This is a genomic window from Spirillospora sp. NPDC046719 (assembly GCF_040645715.1).
GTDB lineage: Bacteria > Actinomycetota > Actinomycetes > Streptosporangiales > Streptosporangiaceae > Spirillospora.
The window spans coordinates 1-1,475 of the sequence record NZ_JBEYYT010000886.1 but is presented as its reverse complement, the minus strand read 5'-3'; the positions used below and the strand labels follow the sequence as shown (position 1 = coordinate 1,475).

At 69.4% G+C, this 1,475-nt stretch carries 2 protein-coding genes; both read left to right on the top strand.

From position 1 onward, the window contains the following. A complete protein-coding gene (locus tag ABZ914_RS51265) occupies window positions 1–1,005 on the top strand; it encodes an ATP-binding cassette domain-containing protein (protein ID WP_500201804.1) in 1,005 nt (334 codons plus the stop codon). Further along, window positions 1,002–1,475 (top strand): ABC transporter permease (locus ABZ914_RS51260; protein WP_500201803.1); only part of this gene is annotated, 474 nt, incomplete at its 3' end. The genes ABZ914_RS51265 and ABZ914_RS51260, both read left to right, overlap by 4 nt.

Sequence of the window (1,475 nt, the reverse complement as noted above, 5' to 3'; positions counted from 1 at the left end):
CTGGCGATCGAGGCGGTCGGGCTGCGCAAGTCCTACCGCGACAAGACCGGCGAGAAGGTCGTGCTGGACGGCATCGACCTGGCCGTCCCCGAAGCAACGATCTTCTCCCTGCTCGGCCCCAACGGCGCCGGCAAGACCACCACGGTCCAGATCCTGTCCACCCTGACCCGCGCCGACGCCGGCCAGATCCACGTCGCCGGACACGACCTGGCACGCCGACCCGACGAGGTCCGCGGCGCGATCGGCGTCACCGGCCAGTACTCCGCCGTCGACAAACTCCTCACCGGCGAGGAGAACCTGCTGCTGATGGCCGATCTGAAGCACCTGCCCCGCCGCGACGGCAAACGCAAAGCCGCCGAACTGCTGGAACGCTTCGACCTGGTCGACGCCGCCCGCAAGCCCGCCTCCACCTACTCCGGCGGCATGCAACGCCGCCTGGACCTGGCGATGACCCTGGTCGGCGACCCCCGCCTGATCTTCCTGGACGAACCCACCACCGGCCTGGACCCCCGCAGCCGCCGCGCCATGTGGGACATCGTCCGCGAACTCGTCACCGACAACGGTGTCACCATCTTCCTCACCACCCAGTACCTCGAAGAAGCCGACCAGCTCGCCGACCACATCGCCCTGCTGGACCACGGACACCTGATCGCCCAAGGCACCCCCGACGAACTCAAACGCCTCATCCCCGGCGGGCATGTGTCCCTGCGCTTCACCGACGACGACACCCTCACCAGCGCCCTGCACGCGCTCGGCCGCGGGTTCATCGACCCCTCCGACGACGACCGCCTCACCCTGCAGATCCCCTCCGACGGCGCCGTGGCCTCCCTGCGCGACCTGCTCACCCAACTCCACACCGCCGGCATCGAACCCGCCGACCTCGCCGTCCACACCCCCGACCTCGACGACGTCTTCCTCACCCTCACCGGCCAGCACACCGACAACCCCGCCAACCCCGATGGCCGCGCCAACAGCAACGACCGCAAGCAGGAGATCACCCGATGAACACCCTCGCTCTCGCCGCGCGCGACTCGCGCACCATGGTCGGCCGGCAGCTCAAGCGCCTGATCCGCTACCCCTCCATGACCGTCCAGCTGATCATCACCCCGGTGATCATCCTGCTGCTGTTCGTCTACGTCCTGGGCGGCACCCTCGGCACCGGACTCGGGCACGGGGGCGGCCGTGACGCCTACATCAACTACGTGCTGCCCGGCATCCTGCTGATGGCCGTGGCCACCGGCGCCACCGGAACCGCCGTCATGGTCGCCACCGACATGACCGAAGGCATCATCGCCCGCTTCCGCACCATGCGCATCTCCCGCGCCTCGGTCCTGACCGGCCACGTCGTCGCCGCCGTCATCCAGCAACTCCTCGGCATGACCGTCCTGATCGCCATCGCCCTGGCCATCGGCTTCCGCCCCCACGCCACCGCCACCGACTGGCTCGCCGCCACCGCCATGCTCACCCTGTTCGCC